Origin of the sequence: Peribacillus sp. NPDC096379 (genome assembly GCF_044762875.1) — a bacterium.
Taxonomy (GTDB): Bacteria; Bacillota; Bacilli; order Bacillales; family DSM-1321; genus Peribacillus.
In genome coordinates, this window is the sequence record NZ_JBIWFD010000001.1 from 123836 (window position 1) to 143648 (window position 19813).

General features: G+C 37.5%; 19 protein-coding genes and 1 pseudogene. 18 read left to right on the forward strand and 2 right to left on the reverse strand.

Features of this window, described 5'->3' with window-relative positions:
• The first annotated feature begins 28 nt into the window (after positions 1–28).
• From ureB to ACIQZI_RS00680, 7 genes are all read left to right on the forward strand, one after another.
• Positions 29–349: an urease subunit beta gene (ureB, locus tag ACIQZI_RS00650; RefSeq protein WP_062175856.1), complete on the forward strand. Its 321-nt coding sequence runs from the start codon at positions 29–31 to the stop codon at positions 347–349.
• Positions 349–2061 carry an urease subunit alpha gene (gene ureC / locus ACIQZI_RS00655; protein WP_403068097.1) on the forward strand — a complete coding sequence of 571 codons (1713 nt, stop codon included), beginning with the start codon at positions 349–351 and terminating at the stop codon, positions 2059–2061. The genes ureB and ureC overlap by 1 nt, the downstream gene beginning before the upstream one ends.
• 10 nt (positions 2062–2071) lie before the next feature.
• Positions 2072–2530: an urease accessory protein UreE gene (ureE, locus tag ACIQZI_RS00660; RefSeq protein WP_062175860.1), complete on the forward strand. Its 459-nt coding sequence runs from the start codon at positions 2072–2074 to the stop codon at positions 2528–2530.
• Entirely contained in the window at positions 2520–3206 is a 687-nt protein-coding gene (locus ACIQZI_RS00665; RefSeq protein ID WP_403068101.1) for an urease accessory protein UreF, read from the forward strand. Before ureE ends, ACIQZI_RS00665 begins: the two co-directional genes overlap by 11 nt.
• A gap of 27 nt (positions 3207–3233) precedes the next feature.
• On the forward strand, positions 3234–3845 hold the full coding sequence (gene ureG, locus ACIQZI_RS00670) for an urease accessory protein UreG (protein ID WP_403068104.1): 612 nt from the start codon (positions 3234–3236) through the stop codon (positions 3843–3845).
• Positions 3846–4670, forward strand: a complete 825-nt coding sequence (locus tag ACIQZI_RS00675) for an urease accessory protein UreD (RefSeq protein ID WP_403068107.1) — start codon at positions 3846–3848, stop codon at positions 4668–4670. It begins immediately after the preceding gene.
• 298 nt (positions 4671–4968) lie between these two features.
• On the forward strand, positions 4969–5592 hold the full coding sequence (locus tag ACIQZI_RS00680; RefSeq protein WP_403068110.1) for a PadR family transcriptional regulator: 624 nt from the start codon (positions 4969–4971) through the stop codon (positions 5590–5592).
• Positions 5593–5833: 241 nt separating this feature from the next.
• On the opposite strand, the gene ACIQZI_RS00685 is transcribed toward ACIQZI_RS00680, so the two are convergent.
• Positions 5834–7054, reverse strand: a complete 1221-nt coding sequence (locus ACIQZI_RS00685; RefSeq protein WP_403068113.1) for a cation:proton antiporter — start codon at positions 7052–7054, stop codon at positions 5834–5836.
• A 486-nt stretch (positions 7055–7540) separates the two neighbouring features.
• Here ACIQZI_RS00685 and ACIQZI_RS00690 point away from each other — a divergent pair, with 486 nt between their 5' ends.
• The 8 genes and pseudogenes from ACIQZI_RS00690 (at position 7541) to ACIQZI_RS00725 (ending at position 16458) form a co-directional block, all read left to right on the forward strand.
• Positions 7541–7828 carry a putative quinol monooxygenase gene (locus ACIQZI_RS00690; RefSeq protein WP_062175872.1) on the forward strand — a complete coding sequence of 96 codons (288 nt, stop codon included), beginning with the start codon at positions 7541–7543 and terminating at the stop codon, positions 7826–7828.
• 591 nt (positions 7829–8419) lie between these two features.
• Complete coding sequence (locus ACIQZI_RS00695; RefSeq protein ID WP_403068117.1) at positions 8420–9271, forward strand: helix-turn-helix domain-containing protein; 852 nt, start codon at positions 8420–8422, stop codon at positions 9269–9271.
• A 308-nt stretch (positions 9272–9579) separates the two neighbouring features.
• On the forward strand, positions 9580–10299 hold the full coding sequence (locus tag ACIQZI_RS00700; RefSeq protein ID WP_403068120.1) for a YebC/PmpR family DNA-binding transcriptional regulator: 720 nt from the start codon (positions 9580–9582) through the stop codon (positions 10297–10299).
• Between the two features lie 742 nt (positions 10300–11041).
• Positions 11042–11383 (forward strand): annotated as a pseudogene (locus ACIQZI_RS00705) (malic enzyme-like NAD(P)-binding protein); the annotation flags it as partial.
• Positions 11384–11772: 389 nt separating this feature from the next.
• On the forward strand, positions 11773–13335 hold the full coding sequence (locus ACIQZI_RS00710) for a spore germination protein (protein ID WP_403068122.1): 1563 nt from the start codon (positions 11773–11775) through the stop codon (positions 13333–13335).
• A 15-nt stretch (positions 13336–13350) separates the two neighbouring features.
• Entirely contained in the window at positions 13351–14520 is a 1170-nt protein-coding gene (locus ACIQZI_RS00715) for a Ger(x)C family spore germination protein (protein ID WP_403068126.1), read from the forward strand.
• A 10-nt stretch (positions 14521–14530) separates the two neighbouring features.
• A complete protein-coding gene (locus ACIQZI_RS00720) occupies positions 14531–15616 on the forward strand; it encodes a GerAB/ArcD/ProY family transporter (protein WP_403068129.1) in 1086 nt (361 codons plus the stop codon).
• Between the two features lie 713 nt (positions 15617–16329).
• Complete coding sequence (locus ACIQZI_RS00725) at positions 16330–16458, forward strand: tyrosine-type recombinase/integrase (RefSeq protein WP_403071927.1); 129 nt, start codon at positions 16330–16332, stop codon at positions 16456–16458.
• Positions 16459–16683: 225 nt separating this feature from the next.
• On the opposite strand, the gene ACIQZI_RS00730 is transcribed toward ACIQZI_RS00725, so the two are convergent.
• Entirely contained in the window at positions 16684–17079 is a 396-nt protein-coding gene (locus ACIQZI_RS00730) for a LysR family transcriptional regulator substrate-binding protein (RefSeq protein ID WP_403068132.1), read from the reverse strand.
• A gap of 206 nt (positions 17080–17285) precedes the next feature.
• Here ACIQZI_RS00730 and ACIQZI_RS00735 point away from each other — a divergent pair, with 206 nt between their 5' ends.
• From ACIQZI_RS00735 to ACIQZI_RS00745, 3 genes are all read left to right on the forward strand, one after another.
• Positions 17286–18248 (forward strand): S8 family peptidase, encoded by a 963-nt coding sequence (locus tag ACIQZI_RS00735; protein ID WP_403068135.1) that lies wholly within the window; start codon positions 17286–17288, stop codon positions 18246–18248.
• On the forward strand, positions 18248–19054 hold the full coding sequence (locus ACIQZI_RS00740) for an endonuclease I family protein (RefSeq protein WP_403068138.1): 807 nt from the start codon (positions 18248–18250) through the stop codon (positions 19052–19054). Before ACIQZI_RS00735 ends, ACIQZI_RS00740 begins: the two co-directional genes overlap by 1 nt.
• Before the next feature lie 121 nt (positions 19055–19175).
• The gene (locus ACIQZI_RS00745) at positions 19176–19664 is read left to right on the forward strand and encodes an SRPBCC family protein (RefSeq protein WP_403068141.1); all 489 of its coding nucleotides are present in this window, start codon (positions 19176–19178) and stop codon (positions 19662–19664) included.
• Positions 19665–19813 lie beyond the last annotated feature (149 nt).

A 19813-nucleotide genomic window follows, 5' to 3' on the forward strand; every position in this document is an offset into this window, starting at 1 on the left:
GATAGAATGCGACAGGAGGAATCATAGAATGATACCAGGACAATACATTTTAAAAGAAGAAGACATTATGATCAATGAAGGTAAAACATTAAATACACTTTCAGTCATCAACACAGGCGATCGTCCAGTCCAAATTGGATCTCACTTTCATTTTTATGAAGTAAATGAGGCGCTTCAATTCAATCGAGAAGAAGCATTCGGAAAACGTTTGAATATTCCTGCAGGTGCAGCGGTTCGTTTTGAACCAGGCGATGAAAAAGAAGTAGAATTGCTTAGTTTTGCTGGGGAACAACGTGTGTATGGATTTAATAATAAAGTGGATGGATCTGTTCGAGGAGGGCGTAAGTAATGAGTTACAAAATGTCTAGAAAGCAATATTCACAAATGTATGGTCCGACTACAGGGGACTCAATTCGTTTAGCAGATACAGATATCTTAATTCAAATTGAGAAAGATTATACAACGTATGGAGAAGAAGTCGTGTTTGGCGGCGGAAAAGTAATTCGTGATGGAATGGGACAACATCCTCTTGCAACGAGAGCAGATGGTGTGCCAGATCTAGTGATTACAAATGCAGTAATCCTGGATTATACAGGGATTGTTAAAGCAGACATTGCCATCCGTGACGGGAAAATCGCTGGAATCGGGAAAGCAGGAAATCCTTTAGTGCAAGATAATGTGGATATCGTTATTGGTGCTTCCACAGAAATCATCGCTGGAGAAGGATTGATTGTTACAGCTGGTGCGATCGATACCCATGTTCACTTTATTAATCCAACGCAAATCGAAACGGCATTATCTTCTGGTACGACGACATTAATTGGCGGCGGAACAGGTCCAGCCGCTGGATCAAAAGCGACAACTGTTACTCCTGGAGAATGGAATATGCATCGTATGCTTCTTGCAGCGGAAGGAATGCCAATCAACGTTGGGTTCACAGGTAAGGGACAAGCGGCATCCGAAGAGCCTCTTATCGAGCAAGTTCGCGCTGGCGCAATCGGCTTAAAAGTTCATGAAGACTGGGGTGCAACAGCTTCAGCCCTTGATTATGCATTACGCGTAGCTGATAAATATGACGTTCAAGTAGCGGTCCATGCAGATACACTGAATGAAGGTGGATTCATGGAAACGACAATGGCTGCCATTAAAGATCGAGTGATTCATATGTACCATACGGAAGGTGCAGGTGGCGGACATGCTCCTGACTTAATCAAATCAGCAGGCTATGAGAATGTTCTTCCATCTTCTACGAATCCTACTTTACCTTATACGGTTAATACGGTCGACGAGCATTTAGATATGTTAATGGTCTGCCATCATTTAAATCCATCAATTCCTGAAGATCTTGCATTTGCTGATTCACGGATTAGAAAAGAAACGATTGCAGCAGAAGATATTCTTCATGACATGGGGATCATTAGTATGGTCAGCTCAGATGCACAAGCGATGGGACGAATTGGCGAGGTTGTTTTACGTACTTGGCAAGTAGCAGACAAAATGAAAAAACAACGCGGAATCTTGGAAGGCGACAGTGAGTTTTCTGATAACAACCGTGCAAAACGTTATGTGGCTAAATATACGATCAATCCTGCCATTACACACGGAATCTCTGAATATGTTGGTTCAATTGAAGTCGGAAAAATTGCCGATCTAGTTCTTTGGTCACCAGCATTTTTCGGTGTGAAGCCTGAAATGATCCTGAAAAATGGCTTTGCTGTAGAGAGCTTAATGGGAGATGCAAATGCATCCATTCCAACACCGGAACCGGTGATTTACCGTCCGATGTATGCACAGGTTGGAAAAGCATTAGCGAAAAGCTCGATCACATTCATTTCTCAAGCAGCATTTGATGATAAAGTGCATGAGAAACTTGGCTTGGAAAAAATGGTTCTTCCAGTTCATGGTATCCGAAATTTAACGAAAAAAGATATGAAACATAATTCTGAAACGCCTACTATCACTGTTGACCCACAAACATATGAGGTAACCGTAAACGGTGAACTTATTACTTGTGAACCTGTTGACACTGTACCGATGGGGCAACGATATTTCCTATTCTGAGGTGAAAGCATTGATTATCGAAAAAATTGTGACCAATATTGAACAAATGGCAAAAGAAGATTTAGACAAGCGCCATAAAGAAAAGGTCTATCTTGAAAGTGCTCATTTAGTGAAAAGAATTCAAAGAGTGACAACAGATCATGGCACGGAAATTGGGATTCGTTTAAAAGACCCTCGTGATCTTGTTGCTGGTGATGTTTTATTTATGGATGATAAAAACATGATTATCATCGACGTCTTATCGGATGATTTAATCATTATTAGTCCACGTTCATTGCAAGAAATGGGAACCATTGCTCATCAATTAGGGAATCGTCACTTACCTGCTCAATTTGAAGAGGATGAGATGCTCGTACAATACGATTATCTTGTAGAAGAATTGCTACAAGAACTGAAAATTCCTTTCAGACGGGAAGACCGGAAAGTGAAACAGGCATTTCGTCATATTGGACATAGCCATGAATCCTAATATTCTTTCCTTATTTCAATTATGCGATTCAAACCTTCCAACTGGTGGCTTTAGTCATTCATATGGTTTGGAGACGTATATTCAAGAAGGTAAAGTACATGATCAAGCAACGTTTGCAAAATGGCTTCATGTTTACTTGAACGAGCAGCTCATCTATTCAGATGGGCTTGCTTCTCATCTCGTATATGAGGCTTTAGAGAATAATGACTTCCAAAAAATATGGAAGTTAGACCGAATGCTGACCGTTCAAAGTTTGCCGCGTGAAACTAGGGATGGTACCCAAAGAATGGGTGAACGTATGTTAAGTCTTGTGGAAGCTTTATATGATGTGCCTGTACTATCCGAATATAGAAATCGTATCAAGGAGAAGAAATCCTTTGGACATTCTAGCATTGTCTTTACGATCATCGGCCATCATCTTGGTGTTCCAAAGTCTACGACTACTCTCTATTATTTATATTCCGCTATTTCAAGCTTGATTCAAAATGCGGTTCGGGCCATTCCGTTAGGTCAGACTGCAGGTCAGAAAACAATTCAAGAGTTTCAAAAAGAGTTAGTGAAGGCAACTGAGAAAATTCAGGATCTGGATGAAGCGGATTTTGGTATTACTTCACCAGGTTTAGAATTAGCTCAAATGAAACATGAACGTGTAAATATTCGTATTTTTATGTCTTAATTATTGAAAAAAAGGAAGTGTGTTTTAATGGAACCCATTAAAATTGGCGTAGGCGGACCTGTTGGAGCAGGGAAAACGATGTTAGTAGAAAAACTGACTCGACATTTAGACGGTGAAATTAGCATGGCGGTTGTGACGAATGATATTTATACAAAAGAAGATGCTAAATTCTTAATGAATAATGGAGTCCTGCCACAAGATCGTATCATTGGCGTTGAAACAGGCGGATGCCCGCATACAGCGATTCGTGAAGATGCATCGATGAACTTTGCAGCGATTGATGAATTAAAAGAGAAGCATCCAGATGTTGAACTTATTTTTGTTGAAAGTGGCGGCGATAATCTTGCAGCGACGTTCAGCCCTGAATTGGTTGATTTCTCTATTTATATTATTGATGTGGCTCAAGGGGAAAAAATTCCGCGTAAAGGTGGACAAGGTATGATTAAATCTGATTTATTCATCATTAATAAAACAGATTTAGCGCCATACGTTGGTGCAAGCCTTGATGTTATGGCGTCAGACACGAAGGTTAACCGTGGGGATAAACCGTTTGTTTTCACCAATTTAAAAGATAATTCGGGCCTTGACCAAGTGATCGATTGGATTAAGAAGAATGCACTTTTAAAAGGATTGGAATAAATGGAAAACTGGACAGGGACTCTGCGTTTAGATGTGGAAGAACGTCAAGGTAAGACCGTTGCTAAAAATGTGTATTTCCAGGGCGCGTTGAAAGTCATGCGCCCGATATACCATGATGATTCTGGACAAGCCTGTTACTATATATTAAATCCGGGCGGCGGCTATTTAGATGGAGATCGCTATCAATTGCAATTTTCGTTGAAAGAACAAGCGAAACTAACCTTGACCACACAATCAGCTACAAAAGTTTATAAAACGCCTAATCAACATGCCTATCAGGAAACGGAATTTATTCTGAAAAAAGGCAGTTATCTAGAATATATTCCTGATCCACTTATCATGTATCGTAATGCTCGATATAAACAAAAAAATGTGATTCGGATGGAGCAAGGTGCTACGCTCATTTATTCAGATATTATTACACCAGGATGGTCACCTGATGGCGACCAATTTAGCTATGATCAGCTTCAATTAATGAATGAAGTCTATATGGATGATGAGTTAGTGATGTATGATCATATCAAATTGAATCCAGCTGTTCAAGATATGAAGGAGATTGGCTTCATGGAAGGATACACCCATTTAGGTTCGATGATTGTAATTGGTGAACAAACAAACGCCGAATTACTTGACCGGCTGTATCAGTCAATGGACCATAACGAACAAGAATATAAGCTTGGACTATCCATGTTATCAGTAAAGGGCTTTACCATTCGTGTACTAGCAAACAAAACGCAAACGATAGAAAGAATATTTACTGAATGCCATCAACTGATTAGTGAAGAATGGTTTAACACGAAACCTTCTTTTTTAAGGAAGTATTGATTATTAGGACTCGGCAATCAAAAAGGTTGCCGAGCTTTTTTAGGTAGATCAAAGGATTTTAAATGGTAGAATATGAACGCCATGTGATTAGTCGTTGGTAAGTTTGGTAGTCACGATTCGTGTATGAACGAAAGAATGTACCGAACGCTTAAATGAACTGCGGGTGTCATAAGTAAATTATTTGGTATATACTATATGTGTATTTTAGAGAATAATGAAAGGGTTTTTAATCTCTGGATCAAACAAATAGTTTTAGTTGTGCAACATTAAGGTTGCTCCTATTTATGAATGGGGGGATATGATGAATACTCTTGGATATGCAATACTCAGTGCACTCGGTAGAAAACCATGCTCGGGATATGAATTAGCGCAGTATTTAGATGCGGTATGGCCTGCAAAACATAGTCAAATTTATCCTCGTTTAACCAAAATGGAACAGAACGGGCTTCTTATATTTGAAGAAGTTATCCAAACTGGGAAACCGGATAAAAAAATATTTTCGATTACAGATAAAGGTAGAGAAACGTTAGAAAAATGGGTTATAGAATCTCCATCTGATCCAATTATGAGAGATGAGTTTCTGATTAAGGTAAATTCCATTTGGTTATCGGATGAGGAAAATGCGAAAAAATTAATTCAGGATCGAATTTCAGATCTTGAACAAAAAGTTGCTTTTCGAACAGATACAATAACAGAGTTGGAACAAAAGCATCGGGGAGATACGATGTCTAAGCATTTTGGCCGCTATCTACTCTTTAATCGACGGAACATGATGGACAAAGAGGAGATTTCTTGGTGTCAATGGGTTTTAAATCTAATTGAAAAATCAAATTTTAATATGAGCAAACTAACGTTATGGATGCTCGGTGCTGGCAAGCTTAATCTAATCATTCAAAACATGATTTTTGTCAGTGAAATCTAAATGCCTCATGTAGGAAGTGTTCAAGTCATTTATGTAACCATTCATTTTAAATCTATTTGTTGAACTAACAGGTGCTTAATTTGAATAAGGTTTAAGCAATGATCTTCTACTAAATTACCTACACTTAATAGAAACTAATATGTTATTCCATTAAAGAGAGCAATTCCAGTATAGAAATTGCGCTCTTTTTTTATGTGTAGGATTAGAATCTTGATTAAGAATACCGTTTGTTACTAACTCTTTATACCTGAACCTTTGTTTTACGGTATAAAGACCATTTTACTAATGGGGAAGTAAGGGCAGTGGTAATAACCGCAATAAGGAACAAAATACTATAATCCGTATTAGAAATTAATTTACTACTTAAACCTATGTTGGCAAATATTAAGATCATTAATCCCCGTGCATTCATTAAAGCCCCTATAGCACTGGATTCCCCCCAACTATAACCTATTATTTTTGCATAAATCATACAGGCAAAATATTTGCTTATAAATGCCGTCCCAATAAACATTAAAACGATGACTAAATGATTACTACTTGTAAAAGAGCTTAGGTCAACATTAAAACCAGAACTTACGAAGTAAATAGGAACCAAAAGTGTATTTACAAAATCTGAGATTTTAGTATCTAACTCTTTGGTGACTCTATCTAATCTAGGTACGATTAATCCTGCTATAAATCCTCCAAAAATAGCATGAAGTCCAATTTTTTCTGATACAAGACTGCTACATAAAAAAATAAAAATAAATAATGCAAAAAATTCATTATTTAAGGTATTGTACTTATTTGAAACAATATATTTTAAAATGGGCCTGATAACAAAAAACATGACTAAAAGGTAAATAATCATATAAATGCTCATGCTCATACTGTTAACTGAAAAATTTAGGCTAGCAATGGAAAGGATAATTGGCAGCATGATCCATGCTAGACAATCATCTATACTTGCACCTAAGACAACAAATCTCCCTAACTTTGTTCTAATCATCTTTTGTTGATCTAAAATCCGTACTAGTACGGGAAAGGCAGTTACAGAGATACTAGCTGACATAAACAAAGAATAGATTAATTGAGTGGTAAATGTTTGTTCTAAATAAGGATAAATATGCCAACCGATTATAAATGTCATAAAAAAAGTAGGAATGATCCCCACCAGTGCAAGTTGTATAGCGTTTTTTATTAGCTTATCTTCTATCTTTTCTTTACCTACTTGAATTCCTATTATAAACATATATAAAGATATTCCGAGCTGACTTAATAGGAACAAATGTTCTTTTGTTTCTTTATTGAACAACCACTCTTGGACCCCAGGGAACAAGGCACCTAAAAATGAAGGACCTACTAAAATACCGCCAATCATCTCCCCAACTACTTTGGGCTGGCCAACCACTTTTGCTAGAGTACCAAATAACTGAGAAATAATTATTACAATCAATAAACTCAATAAGAATTGAAACAAAACAGACACTCCTTTTCCTTACTATTGAAAAAGTATATCTGGACTAGTCCAAAAAGTCTATCAAACTTGGGCATGCTCAAAAAGTGAGCATTTGGTAGAACTTTTCAATGGGCACAGAAAGCTCGATCTGTAAGGATACTTTCGAGAAAGTGCGTTTGGTCATAGCAAGAGCAATCGATTGTTCCCGCGTTCTTCCTTATATGGCCACCACAAGGTATATGTGAACTTGGGTATATATCAAACGATTAAATCTTTTCTCATCAGATTACATATTGTAAAGCTGTATCGAAAATCATGTTAAAATAATGAAGATGAGCTAGATTCTGTAATAAGACAATCATAAAAAAACATTCATAAGCATCTGATTTAAAGCTCAAAGATGAAAAAGGTTCAGGTTCTAAAACTTGCATCACCTAATGAAGGTGGCGGAGCTGATATTGCCAAGCCCCGCTCCTTTTCCACAAAAAAAGAGGAGGCGTTAATAAAATGATTAGAGTTGTATGTAAAGCCAAACTAAAACCAGGTGTAAAGGTTGAGGAATATTTAATAATGGCTAGTGAAGTTGTTTCAGAAACCAGAAAAGAAAAAGGTTGTATAACGTACACACTTCATGAAGATATCAATGATCCGACCATCCTTACTATGATCGAAGAATGGGTGGATGAAGAAGCTATAAATCAACACAATAAAAGTGAACATGTTTTGAAAATTGTTCCAGAGCTTAGAAAACTTCGAGAAAGTACAGAAATCAACCTTTATAGAGAAGTGAAATAATTTTCATAATCATTTATTTTTAACTATGGTCATAAGAACTACTAGTTTACTCTATTAAAGGAGCTTGAATAGAACAAAGATCACAGAAATTATCAACTTTTTTATAAAAATCAAAACGTAAAGCTGCTAGACATGAATCCATTTTGATAAAAAGATTTTTCAAAATGGATTGTTTTTATCCCGGTTTAACAGGCTGTAAACCCCCACCTCAATTTTTGTGAGAGAATTAAGAAATAAATAGGTGGGGGATAAACAGCCTGTAAATCCCCGATTGGTTCAACTAACCATCAGTGGGGGATGAAAAAAGCCCCCACTGATGGAAGTTTCACTTTATTCATCAAAAAATATGGATTTGCAAGGTATTTTGGATCAAACTTTATTTCAAAGCAACAGCCGGCTTATAAATAAATAGCGAGGACGATGCAGATGCAATTGTGTATTTGGACCAAAGCCAAGTGCTTTATAATAGCCTTGGCTATTTGCAATTCTTTCATATTATTAGAAAAACTTTAAAAAATTTTTTAGACGATGCTACTTTTTTTGTTTTTGCCCTTATAAAGAGAGTGACAACATAAAAAAGGGGCGAGAATAATGGAGAGACTAAATTTTGAAACGATTAAACATTATCAATCATTCGAGACGATTGAAGAAATGGATCAATCCGTTCGGGGATTCTTGTATAAGCACAAAGCTGAATTATCAGAAGGCACTAACAACGTCTTAACCTTCATTTGGAGACATTCCGTGAAGGTTATTGGTGTAAGCTTTGCTAAATACGATTATATCGCAACAAACGTTGAGCTAAGTCGAAGAACAGTCATTCGCGCCGTTAACAAGTTAGAGCAATTAGGAATCATTAAAAAAATTCCGACAGCGAAAATGAATGGTAAACAAGGCGTGAACATCATTGTCATCCAAACTTTTCAACAACTAGATGATTTGAAAAATAATATGTCACCCCAAGCTGTCACCGTACCTGTCACTCCTAATAAAACAGAGAATAAGCAAAGCTCACTCTGTGAGATTAAAACAAAACCTAATAACGTAACCGAACAGGGGAATCGATCACAGCAGGCTGAAGAATCTATCTCTCAAGAAAAAGTAGATCCAAGCATCCAACAAGAGTTAGACGAAAGCTATTTACCTGAATCGGTTCATAAGGAATTTGTCCAAGCTGCCAAGCCCTTTTTCAGTGCATCTGCCATCTATAAACTTTGGAACCGAGTGCTTATTGCCTATAAAAAAATCAATCTCGATTGCCCGTTAGAAAATGTGATAGAAGAAGTCGTCAACGCCTTTAAACAAACAATTTTTGCGAAACAAATTGGGAAAATTCGCACCTCGTTTGAAGGGTATTTCTATGGGGTTCTTTATGCCAAACTGATTGTAGAAAAAAGACGTGAAAACAGACATCTGCTGCTTGATTTTATAGGGGAAGAATGAATGAATAGAAATCAAATCTCCATACAACCTGAATATTTTTAGTAAGATAAAACGATTCCAGCATCATGAACGAAGAGATTCTTTTCTGTGGAAAGCCTCATGTTTTTTTCATTAAAACTCGAAACAACTTATATAATTGTTGTATAATATAAGCTGGTAATAAGGCATAAACTTCTATTAGGATGGTTCGTCAGCAATAGGAAAGCGTAACGAACATCTTATCGTTATTTTGTAAAAATGTTTTAAGCAGTCGCATAGTTCATATGTATAATTTAGTATAGATTCAAAGTAGAAAGAGAGTGGTCATCATGGGCCGTAAATGGAACAATATTAAAGAGAAAAAAGCGTCAAAGGATGCAAATACGAGTCGTATTTACGCAAAGTTTGGGCGTGAAATTTATGTAGTAGCTAAGCAAGGTGAGCCAGATCCAGAATCGAATCAGGCTTTAAAAGTAGTACTTGAGCGTGCCAAAACGTACAATGTGCCAAAAGCGATTATTGATCGTGCCATTGAAAAAGCCAAAGGTGGTTCTGATGAAAATTATGACGAACTTCGTTATGAAGGTTTCGGACCTAATGGTTCTATGGTTATTGTCGACGCACTGACAAATAACGTGAACCGTACTGCATCAGATGTTCGTGCTGCATTTGGTAAAAACGGCGGTAATATGGGGGTCAGTGGATCTGTAGCTTATATGTTTGATGCAACAGCTGTCTTTGGCCTTGAAGGGAAAACAGCAGATGAAGTGCTTGAACTATTAATGGAAGCAGATGTAGATGTACGTGACATCGTAGAAGAAGATGAAGCGGTTATCATTTATGCTGAACCTGATCAGTTTCATGCTGTGCAAGAGGCGTTCAAGAATGTTGGAATCACTGAATTCACTGTTGCCGAACTAACGATGCTTGCGCAAAATGACCTAACGCTCGAAGCAGACGCACAAGAGCAATTTGAAAAAATGATTGATGCATTAGAAGATTTAGAAGACGTTCAGCAAGTCTACCATAATGTAGATTTAGGTGAATGATACATGAAAGCAGAGGCTGTCCCATCATAAAGGGTTCAGACCCCACATCTATTTTATATCGTTTAAATGAATGACAACGGTATATAGAATGTGAGGTCAAAACCTTTTTGGGCAGCCTCTGCTTATTTAATTTGGATAGACCTCGTTTTTAATACAAGGTACATAATGCAGAGTTATAACACTTTGAATATTAAAATAGCGTTAACATGTCTCTTTAGGAAATCCCTAACAATTAAAAATGGATAACACCGCTAATAATCTCCGAAATGAAAACTTGATTCGAAATAAATTTTACACATACTTACCTCATTTTAATGTTGTCAACTTGGTACCAAGTTAGGATAAAGTGAAACTTCTATCAATGGAGTCATATTGCCCGTTAAGAGTGGGGTAACCCGAGTCAAGCAATTTGAATGGGGGAGAATTAGCAATGAAGGTTGAATTACATTGTCACACGAATATTTCAGATGGGTCTTGTTCGTTTGAAGAGGTATGAGAATTTGCGGCAAATGAGGGAATTCTCCATTTAGCAATTACGAATCATGATACAACGTATGGTTTGTAGGAAATGGTGGAAAAGGGAAAAGAAACTGGGCTAGAAATCATCCCTGGTATCGAAGTTTCAGGTTATGATTTTGCAAGAGGTAGACGTGTGCATCTATTAGGCTATTATGTGAATTATGAACATAAGGCGCTTTTCGAGCGTTGTCAGCCATTGATCGAAAAGCGACATGCAGCATCCGAAGAAATGGTTCGTTCCATGAATCGTGATCCTATAATATTTGCTATGGCTAACCCCACGCCTGAAATTATGCCGGATCGTGCAAAAGCTGCTGGAGCATTAGTCGTAGGTACAGGACGTTCGGATTTTCCGAATCAGGTGAACAACGTACTCGCATTCCCTGGTATGTTCCGAGGTTCTTTAGATGTACGAGCTAAGGAAATTAACGAAGAAATGAAACTGGCAGCAGTTTTTGCAAACGATGCAATGGAAACGGGTGTTTCGCAAAAAAATATAGATGTAGCTGAAATTAAAAAGCGCCTATTAGCCTTAACGGAAGAAAAACAAAATGACCTTGTATAAAACTAGTAGAAATTTCAACCTGATCCACTTACTTAATTAATTGTTATAGTAAATAAGGTGTTACTCCGAGTAATGAATTAGATATACAGATTGTTATTTCGAAATGTGTTCCTCTTTTTAGACTGTTGAGAAAATTTTTCTCAACAGTCTATTTGTGTTTATCGAACATTATAAGACAGAAACTCGGTGTTTCCAGTTTGTGTACTAAAGATAACAATAATAGCATTGTCCATTCTCACCTTATCGAGGCGTTCTTAAACGGTTCGCAGTGTTTTCCAACTGAAAGATAATTTATAAGAATGGTAACAAAATTACAGTTACAGGGTCTTAATGTGTATACGTTGTCACTGATTGGGAAAATTACATTGTGAAGCAAGGGAGGTTAGAGAATGAAAAAAATGGGGAAATGGGAAAAAATACAAAAAAATAAAAAAATAGATTCTCTACCTGCTCATATTAACAAAGATATGTTAAGCTCAGAAATTTCAACAAACGAGAAAGTGTTAAAAGAAAGTTTTCAAAACTGTTCTGATTTTGTCATACGACCAATTTATATATCCGGAGAAACTAAAATCTTTGTGATATATGTGGATGGATTAAGTGATGCAAAGACGCTTGACGAATTATTTTTAAAACCAATGATGTTTGAAGGACTTCCGGAAGGAATGGGAGAAGTTCATCAAATTGGACAAATTTTGAAACAACACCTTGTCGCGATCTCTCAAGTTACCACTGTTTCGAAAATGAGTGAACTTGTTGATGGTGTGTTGAAGGCAAATGTCGGGATAATAGTTGATGGAGAAACAGATGCTTTACTGGCAGAATTGAAAGGATACGAAAAACGAGGTATTGAAGAACCATCGACCGAAGTCGTTATTCGTGGGCCGAGAGATGGATTTATTGAAAATTTAAGGACTAATACAAGTCTTTTACGTAGAAGGATACGGAGTACAAGCCTAAAAACGGAACCAATCACGATTGGTGAATTCTCACAGACTGATGTAATAATTGCTTATATTGATGGTATTGTTCAGGATTCCATTTTGGATGAAGTTCGTACGAGATTAAAGAGAATACAAATAGATGGGGTGCTGGAGTCGGAGTATATTGAGGAATTTATTGAAGATAATCCTTATTCTCCATTCCCGCAAATCCAAAATACCGAAAGACCAGATATTGTAGCAGCGAGCTTGTTGGAAGGGAAAGTTGCCATACTCGTGGATAACACCCCATTTGCCTTGGTGCTACCGATGACATTTTGGAGTGGGTTCCAAGCTGCGGGGGATTATTATGAACGGTCTATGTATGCGACTTTCATAAGGATTATTCGTTTTATATTATTAAATGTATCCATATTTTTTCCATCAATCTATGTTGCCCTAACCACATATCATCCAAAACTCATTCCGACCAGTCTACTTATCAGCATTGCTGCTTCCCGTGAATCTGTTCCGTTTCCAGCCGTAATTGAAGTACTTCTCATGGAATTTATGTTTGACGGTCTTCGCGAAGCAGGCATTAGGTTACCCAAACCCGTTGGTTCAGCTGTCAGTATTGTGGGAGCGCTCGTTATCGGTCAGGCAGCTGTACAAGCCGGGATTGTTTCTGCCCCGATGGTGATTGTTGTAGCCACGACTGGTATAGCTGCGTTTGGCATACCACGCTATAGTTTCGGAAATGCTTTTCAAATGATTCGGTACGTCATGCTGATTCTAGCAGGGTGTCTTGGCTTTTACGGAATTGTCATAGGTTTTATTGCTCTTACTATTCACCTTGTCAATCTTCGGTCGTATGGTGTTCCTTATTTCAGTCCGGTTGCTCCACTCATTCCAAGGGATTTAAAGGATATCGTGGTAAGGGCACCTAGATGGGCATTTAATTATCGTCGTGAATTTTTTTCTGGTCGAAATAAAAAGCGCATTCCAAAAGGACAAAAACCTAGTCCAAAATAGGGGGAGGAATAGTAAATGAACAGACGACTGATTTGTTTTGTAATCTACTCTTCCCTTTTGTTCACATCAGGTTGTTGGGATCGGGTTGAGATAAATGATCGTGCCATTTGGATAGCAACAGGATTGGACGCTATAGAAAAAGAGGGCATTCAATTGAGCGGTCAAATATTAATTCCCTCCAGTATGAATCCCCAAAATGGGGGAGGAGGTAATGGAGAAAAAAACTTTTTATTAATTTCAGCCATAGGGAAAAATGTAACCGATGCAACACAGAATATACAGATGAAACTTTCAAGGAAAGCATTTTATGGACAACGTAGGGTTCTTTTATTTGGGGAGGAATTTGCGAAACTAGGCCTCAAAAATCAGCTTGACTTTACTATCAAGGACTCGAATGCCAGCTTGCGGACCGATGCATTTGTTGTGAAAAAAGGTACAGCAATAGACATGCTTAACCTATCCTACCCATTAGAAAATATTCCTGCTGAAGCGCCATTAAAGGAACACGTTCAAGCTGGGGGGATGAATGATACTTCATATTTACATTTCCTCAAAGCAGCGAACAGTAAGGGGATACGCCCAAACCTACCTGCGATTGAAATTGGGAATTTTCAAGATGGTGAAGGCGTAGGTAAAAAAGGTGAAAAGTCCTATCAGTTGACAGGAAGTGCCATTTTTGATCAAGATCTTAAATTGTGTGGGTATTTAAACATGGATGAATATAGAGACCAGCTTTGGATCATGGAGATCCTGAAGAAACGTTCGCTTACTATTCTAATAGAGGATGGCAATGTCAGTTTGGATTTAGACAAAATGGGAAGCAAAGTCATACCAGAAATCAGCAGAAATAAAAAAATAAAATTTACCATTGTATTGACTGGAGAAGGAGCTGTGATCGAAAATAATACAAATTTAGACTTAACGCAACCCAAAAACCTTGAGTTCATACAAAACGAATTTAATAAACAATATAAAAAGCAAGTTGTTCATACCATTACAAAAGTTCAAACGGAATACGGAACAGATATTTTTGGGTTTGGTGAGGTAATTCATAAACAGATACCGCACCAGTGGGGAGATTTAATGAATGATTGGGACAAAAAATTTTCAGATGCTGATGTCACTGTGAAAGTAAACTTGACCATTCGACGAGTAGGAATGTCAGGTCCATCCTTAAGAAAGTGAGATCAAAAAAATGAAGATCTCAGGAGTCCAAATATTTTGGATAATGTTCACTTTTGTTTCAGGAAATATGCTTATAACGACCATGGGTACAGCAATTAGAGACGCGAAACAAGACGCTTGGATTTCCTATCTAATCGCCATTATTTTCGGGGTATTGATTGTCTTTGTCGCAACCAAAGTGAGCCTTTTGTATCCCAATCAAACCTTAATTGAATACAGTAAAACCATTTTAGGTAAGTGGATAGGAAACATTGTTGTGATTACATATCTTTTCCAATGGTACTCGGTGATTGGCTATAATTTAAGACAATTTGCTGATTTCACAATCACAATGTTGCTCCCAACAACACCTTTATGGGTGTTGATCTTGACAATGCTTTTGTTAGTTATCTATGTCACTGCAGGCGGAGGAATAGAAGGAATTGGCCGATGTAGCGAAGTTTTCGGGATAATACTGGTTTTTTCAGGAGTAATAACATTCATCCTAGCTGTTCCAAATCTCGATTTTAGCAAAATACTACCTTTATATTCAGATTCAGGATTGCGTCCGATACTTAAAGGAACTTTGTACCTTGATTCTTATTTGGGGGAGTCTGTTATGATGATGATGTTTGTTTCATTCATGGCTCAACCACAGCAAGGACCCTCAAGAGCAATATGGGGAGTTGCTCTTTCTGGATTGGCGCTATGTGCAAGTTCAATGGTTGTACTTATGACTTTAAGTCCTGAGGTAGCAGATAAACTAAAATATCCTGTTATAGATGCGATTGGATTTATCTCCGTAATGGGGTTTATCCAAAACGTAGATCTTTTAGTCCTATTAATCTGGATGCTAAGTAGTTTTATTATAAATTCATTGTATTTCTTTATGGCCAGCTACGGAACAGCTCAATGGCTTAAAATCAAAGAATGGCGAAAAACTATTTGGTTTGTGGCTGCTTTTTCATTCGTATATGCCTTAATCTTTCCCAATGTCACAATAACTGAAGTGGAATATATAAATAAGTATTGGATTCCTTTGGTGTTTCCAGTCAATATTATCGGAATTCCTCTTTTATTATGGATTGTGGGAAGTATACGAAAAAAGAAACAGTAGATTCCCCTAATTCATTCTTATAGATCAGATTAAAGTCTTTTTAAAAAGTCGAAGAAAGCACCGCTCACTTATGCGGGCCAAGATGTGGAAGTGAGTCTTTTTAGGATCATTCTTAAATAAGAATTTGCTTTTTGAAATGAAAGCTTAAATGACATTGACCATTCTCCAACAATGGACTGTAACTACTAGTGTCAGAGGGATAATTACAAGTTCCTATTACCTGAGGTGTGATCATTGGAATTACGTTCGGGGTACAGTGGATTATTAAGGTGGATGAAAATATGTTAGGGTCCAAGGGTTTTATAAAATTTTTGATAGAAGGAAAGACGTGTCTGATAGCAGAGAAATCGTTTATATGGACCCAGTTGATGGAGAATACGAAGGCACGATTTAACTAAACTATCCGAAAAGAGGATTACCTGTATACGACATTCTCTATCGAATTTATAAGATACAAGTGGATTACGGAAATCCGATGTTCCAATTAAACAATTAATGTTTTATCTTTGAAGTATTCTCGCTGCTCCCTGTGGCTATATGATACTAAGACGAATGAGACAATGAAGATCCTTGCTTGTATATCACTGAAAGAAGATCCAAAATAAGTATGAGCTTCGACTCCTTTTGAGTTATATCGTTAAGCGTATATCAAGTTGTGCAGGAATAAAAAAGAGTATTCATTTGCTCAATTACGACGTACAGATGCGACTCACATGATCAAAAACGGTGCAACTATTGAAGTAATCCAGAGCTTACTTGGACATGAGAACAGTGAGACCACAAAAATATATGCGCAGCTAATCGGTAAGTTGAGAAACGATTTTTATAGTAATAATTTTTGAAAGCTACTTAAATTAAACTAAATCGAAATCGAGGCGCCCATGTATATATGCGCGTTTGGGTGTATTGGGCCATTTTCCATAAGAAGTGGTTGATAAACCTCCCTTTACCACTTAGCCATTAACCACGTTTGAGTGCGTCATAAACGAATTTGTTTCAACGATGAATAAAATCCTTCATAAAAAGAAACTTAAAGATTAAAAAAACTCACAGATAAAGTGTTCAATTTAACTTTGTTTTTCATAAATTTCTATTAAAGCTTTCTCATTCATACTAAGATAACGTTTCCTGTTATATGTAAACACTAATGTACGAGTAGGATTTGAATCTAATCTCATATAAGCAAGGGAGGTTAGATAAGCACTCCAATGAATAATCATTTCAAGAACTACTGTTAGACCGAGCCCATGCCCGACAAGAGACTGAGCTGTTTCAATACTACTTGTTTCATAAGCAATCTGTGGTTCAAATTTACCCCTCGCACATAATTCTAATACTGTACGACGAAAACCATATTCTTGTTTCAATAAAATAAATGGACAATTTGCAAAAAACTCAATAGGTAAGGCATTTTGTTTGATCAATTTAGTAGAAGACATTCTCTGTTTTATTTTTTCTGGCATCCATTGTTGTGGTTCTTTTGGTAATACAAGATAAAGTGTCTTTTGTATGTATTTTTATATTTTCTATAATGTAGAAAAATATCCCTGAAATAGAAACGTTTGTTCTTAAATGAGCCGAAAGACTCTTTTTTAAAATTTTGTAATTGTTAAAATAATGGTAACAACCAAGATAATGCTACGAATTCATCCTATCAGGAGGGGTAATAATGGAGCGAAAAGTACGATTGATTCCGTATCAGGTAGATGCATTGGTTGAGAAGGTTGCAGAGGTGCCAAAGGGAATTGAGCTTATTCAGGCTCCAAAGCTGTGGGAGAAGTCAAAAGGAAAGGGCATTACGGTTGCAATTTTGGACACCGGTTGTGACGTGGACCATCCAGATTTGCAAGGGCGGATTATTGGCGGACGGAATTTTACGGGAGATGATCATAGCAACCCTGATATTTTCACCGATTATAATGGTCATGGGACGCATGTAGCAGGTACAATTGCGGCTGTTGAAAATGGAGTGGGTGTCGTTGGTGTTGCGCCAGAAGCGAATTTATTAATTTTAAAAGTACTAGATCATCAAGGTTCTGGTCAGTATGAGTGGATTATTAACGGAATCAATTATGCAGTAGAGCAGAAAGTGGACATCATTTCTATGAGCCTCGGTGGTCCAGATGATGTACCTGAATTGCAGCAAGCGATTCAGAATGCTATCGCAAAGCAAATCCTCGTTGTTTGTGCAGCAGGAAATGAGGGAGATGGTCTAGATACAACGGATGAATTAGGCTATCCTGGTTGCTATAATGAAGTAATCAGCGTAGGTTCTGTAGATTTGAATCGTCGTTCTTCTGATTTCACTAACTCGAATAAAGAAGTAGACTTAGTGGCACCTGGCGAAGAGATACTATCCACCTATTTGGATGGGAAATATGCAAAGTTGAGCGGAACATCAATGGCTACGCCTCATATATCAGGAGCACTGGCGTTAATCAAGGAACTTTCGAATAAAAGCTTTGAACGAAATTTGACTGAGCCGGAGCTCTATGCACAACTCATCAAGAGAACTGTTCCGTTAGGCCATTCACCAAAGCTTGAAGGGAATGGGTTATTGTATCTAACAGCTGTGGAACATTTAAAGGAAGTCTTTAGTGAAAAATTAACTTCACAAGTGTTGAGTAGCTGATGGGGGAGTTAACCCTGCTAGCCCATGAGTGGAAAACGATTCAAGCGAATTACTTTAGGAATCTAGAAAATCGACCGTACTATGATGATGAGACAGATAATGAAATGAAGAAAGACTATTATTCTCGCATAGCCTTTGATCATTATTTGAAAAAAAATCTAATTATGTTGCTTCAAGAAACACATAGCAATGAACTCAGGTACACCCCGCATCGTTTTTTATATCCTTGGGTAGATCTTCAGGAAAATGGTGAGCTGAAAAGCCTCTATTCAGGAAAAGGAATGAATCCGCTATCTGTCATAGAAGAGGACCTTATCCTTCATGAAAACCGGGAGAAAGGCCGGATCAGCGTATTTTCAGGAGTAAACCTATTAAACTGCGAGCATGTTGTTCCACAATCTTGGTTCCTTAAGAAAGAGCCAATGCGTGGAGATTTGCATCATCTATTTGCCTGTGAGCCAAGCTGTAATAGTAGCCGTAGCAACTATCCGTATGATGATTTTCAGGATTATGTACCTGAGGCAAGAATTTCAGGTGTGAAGGACGGATGCGGTAAATCAGATTCAGGCAAATTCGAGCCTGAATACGGAAAAGGCATTGTCGCTAGGGCTACGCTCTATTTTCTAACTCGCTATCCAAATACGATTCAGCAAGAGCTGACGAATCTTCCACTTTTGCTAGAATGGCATAATCGATTTCCAGTATCACGATACGAAATGCATCGCAATCAAGCTATCCAAGAACTACAGGGGAATCGTAATCCGTTTATTGATTATCCTGAATTGGCGGAGCAGATCCTAAAGTGAAACTTCAAACAGTGGGGTTTTCTTCATTCCCCACTGCTTTTTGTTATGGAGCATTCATTTTAGTGTATGATAGGCTGTATAGGTTTCTAAAATGTAAATCGAGCAAAAGGGAGGAAGAAAAATGTTAGCTAACTTACAAAAAGGTGAACATGGGTATATTGCTCGATTTGAGCGACATGAAAAACACTCCGTTGAAAAGGTTTGGTCAATGTTGACTGAAAACGAGAAGTTAGCAACTTGGTTTTCCGAGCTTCGAATTGATGAGCTTCGTAAAGGTGGTATCATTAAATTCGATATGCAAGATGGCACTTTTGAAGAGTTTACGATTATAGATCTTAAGCTGAAATCGGTATTGGAATTTACGTGGGACAAAGATCTTGTTCGGTTTGAATTGTATCCGGAACAGGATGGTTGTAAATTAGTATTGATTGAAAAAATTGAAACCATCACGGATCATACGCCAAGGGATCTTGCTGGCTGGCATGTGTGTCTTGAGGTTATTCAGGCATTACTGGACGGTAAAGAAATAAAATCTCGAGGAGAATTATGGAAACAGTGGCACGAGAAGTATGTAGTGGCTATAAAAGAAGTATCTGAAATTCAAGTATAAGTGATATTAATTAATAGTAGATTATACATCTAACACTGGCCGTGTCTTCGGTTGGTGTTTTTTATTGCGAAATGCTTCGTTTTATTTACAGACTGAAAGTTGGTATGAAATGTATGCGTTCTAGCTTGTAAATCATAAATCAGGCTCGT

Excerpts from the sequence above, each read along its gene's own strand:
- ureC (WP_403068097.1), top strand. The coding sequence starts at position 349 with ATGAGTTACAAAATGTCTAGAAAGCAATATTCACAAATGTATGGTCCG.
- ACIQZI_RS00675 (WP_403068107.1), top strand. The coding sequence starts at position 3,846 with ATGGAAAACTGGACAGGGACTCTGCGTTTAGATGTGGAAGAACGTCAA.
- ACIQZI_RS00715 (WP_403068126.1), top strand. The coding sequence starts at position 13,351 with ATGAACAGACGACTGATTTGTTTTGTAATCTACTCTTCCCTTTTGTTC.
- ACIQZI_RS00665 (WP_403068101.1), top strand. The coding sequence starts at position 2,520 with ATGAATCCTAATATTCTTTCCTTATTTCAATTATGCGATTCAAACCTT.
- ACIQZI_RS00690 (WP_062175872.1), top strand. The coding sequence starts at position 7,541 with ATGATTAGAGTTGTATGTAAAGCCAAACTAAAACCAGGTGTAAAGGTT.
- ACIQZI_RS00730 (WP_403068132.1), bottom strand. The coding sequence starts at position 17,079 with ATGCCAGAAAAAATAAAACAGAGAATGTCTTCTACTAAATTGATCAAA.
- ACIQZI_RS00745 (WP_403068141.1), top strand. The coding sequence starts at position 19,176 with ATGTTAGCTAACTTACAAAAAGGTGAACATGGGTATATTGCTCGATTT.
- ACIQZI_RS00740 (WP_403068138.1), top strand. The coding sequence starts at position 18,248 with ATGGGGGAGTTAACCCTGCTAGCCCATGAGTGGAAAACGATTCAAGCG.
- ACIQZI_RS00735 (WP_403068135.1), top strand. The coding sequence starts at position 17,286 with ATGGAGCGAAAAGTACGATTGATTCCGTATCAGGTAGATGCATTGGTT.
- ACIQZI_RS00725 (WP_403071927.1), top strand. The coding sequence starts at position 16,330 with ATGATCAAAAACGGTGCAACTATTGAAGTAATCCAGAGCTTACTTGGA.
- ACIQZI_RS00680 (WP_403068110.1), top strand. The coding sequence starts at position 4,969 with ATGATGAATACTCTTGGATATGCAATACTCAGTGCACTCGGTAGAAAA.
- ACIQZI_RS00695 (WP_403068117.1), top strand. The coding sequence starts at position 8,420 with ATGGAGAGACTAAATTTTGAAACGATTAAACATTATCAATCATTCGAG.
- ACIQZI_RS00720 (WP_403068129.1), top strand. The coding sequence starts at position 14,531 with ATGAAGATCTCAGGAGTCCAAATATTTTGGATAATGTTCACTTTTGTT.
- ureB (WP_062175856.1), top strand. The coding sequence starts at position 29 with ATGATACCAGGACAATACATTTTAAAAGAAGAAGACATTATGATCAAT.
- ACIQZI_RS00700 (WP_403068120.1), top strand. The coding sequence starts at position 9,580 with ATGGGCCGTAAATGGAACAATATTAAAGAGAAAAAAGCGTCAAAGGAT.
- ureG (WP_403068104.1), top strand. The coding sequence starts at position 3,234 with ATGGAACCCATTAAAATTGGCGTAGGCGGACCTGTTGGAGCAGGGAAA.
- ACIQZI_RS00710 (WP_403068122.1), top strand. The coding sequence starts at position 11,773 with ATGAAAAAAATGGGGAAATGGGAAAAAATACAAAAAAATAAAAAAATA.